Below are 1,256 nucleotides of genomic sequence, written 5' to 3'. Positions count from 1 at the left end.
GACCCTCGCCTTGGCAAGGCGATGCTCTACCACTGAGCCACATCCGCATATTCTTCAATAGATTTCATTCATTCAGGATTCTTATTATACACGAATAAACTATCAAATACAAGCGTTTTTGTTAAACATAATCATTTGGCGAGGCACCGCTTATTCACGGCCCTCGCTTCCTATTTGCGGTGCCGTATCATTAGGCATTCCTTGCAACATTGTCGGCTTCAAGCTGCTTCGCCAAACCCGTCCCATATCCCCAGCCGCCGGTTTTCACCGTCTCGCCCGCCTTTACATCCGCTTCATATGCGCTGAAACTCCCGCGTTCCTAGACTCATATTTTATTCGTACTCGTGCCGAATGAACATCCTTAAGCAATACGCTCGTTTCTTTCTTATAATCGGCCCAAGCCCATCCTTCCCGCACAAACGCTTCCCGCTCCGCCATTTGCGCGAAGCCGTCAATGGCACCTCAGCCTCGATAATGACAGGCAACGGAGTCGAAGGGGGAATCCCGTACGATGAGCGCATCTGCTACCTCCTCGGTCACCTGGGCCCAATAGCGGCCTTCCGGGAAGGTTATAAGCGTAGGCGCATGGCGGTGTCCGCCAAAATAACTCGTGCGTCATACCCTCGCTTTGCCGGCATGCTTCCCGCCGATCAGCTTATACAGCTGCACGCCGAACACTCCGCAAGCAGCTGTCATGGCTTCCATGCGTGCAGACGAAAAAGTCCCGTTCGCTATGGACAGGCTGCAAGCAGTCGTTAAAATCCGCATCGCAGACCGTCTTTTTCCACTCACTATACAAATTCGGCGTGCCATTTGGCAATGACGAACACATCGACACCTTAGTGAGCAAGCTCGTGAAGTGGCATCATTGGACGACAAAGACCAAACCCCATGGGTGTCATTACCCGTGGGGTTCAATATGTGCCATATGCAAAACAAAGGCCTCAGCAATTAAGCTGAAGCCCTTTGTTTGTACGGATGCGGTCGAGAGGACTCGAACCTCCACGGCTGTTACACCACTAGAACCTGAATCTAGCGCGTCTGCCAATTCCGCCACGACCGCATGCTATAAAGTTGGTGCACACTGCAAACCGTAAATCGATAAGATGCGGTTGAGAGGACTCGAACCTCCACGGGCGAAGCCCACTACCCCCTCAAGATAGCGTGTCTGCCATTCCACCACAACCGCAAATGGCACAGGGGATATACCTAATCATTCCCTGAAAACTGAATGCGAAACGAATCGAGTTTGTAAA

1 protein-coding gene and 2 tRNA genes are annotated in these 1,256 nt (G+C 51.5%); all 3 read right to left on the bottom strand.

What is annotated here, in order from left to right:
- Positions 1-615: 615 nt before the first annotated feature.
- Positions 616-768: a hypothetical protein gene (locus FE784_RS41495; RefSeq protein ID WP_176706881.1), complete on the bottom strand. Its 153-nt coding sequence runs from the start codon at positions 766-768 to the stop codon at positions 616-618.
- Positions 769-979: 211 nt separating this feature from the next.
- Positions 980-1,063: transfer RNA gene (locus FE784_RS40530), tRNA-Leu, on the bottom strand.
- Between the two features lie 44 nt (positions 1,064-1,107).
- Positions 1,108-1,189: transfer RNA gene (locus FE784_RS40525), tRNA-Leu, on the bottom strand.
- Positions 1,190-1,256 lie beyond the last annotated feature (67 nt).

It is taken from the genome of Paenibacillus hemerocallicola (assembly GCF_006265175.1).
Taxonomy (GTDB): domain Bacteria; phylum Bacillota; class Bacilli; order Paenibacillales; family NBRC-103111; genus Paenibacillus_AB; species Paenibacillus_AB hemerocallicola.
This window is presented reverse-complemented; position numbering and strand designations above follow the sequence as displayed.

Coding starts and splice junctions, on each gene's coding strand:
- FE784_RS41495 (WP_176706881.1), bottom strand. CDS start 768: ATGCGGATTTTAACGACTGCTTGCAGCCTGTCCATAGCGAACGGGACT.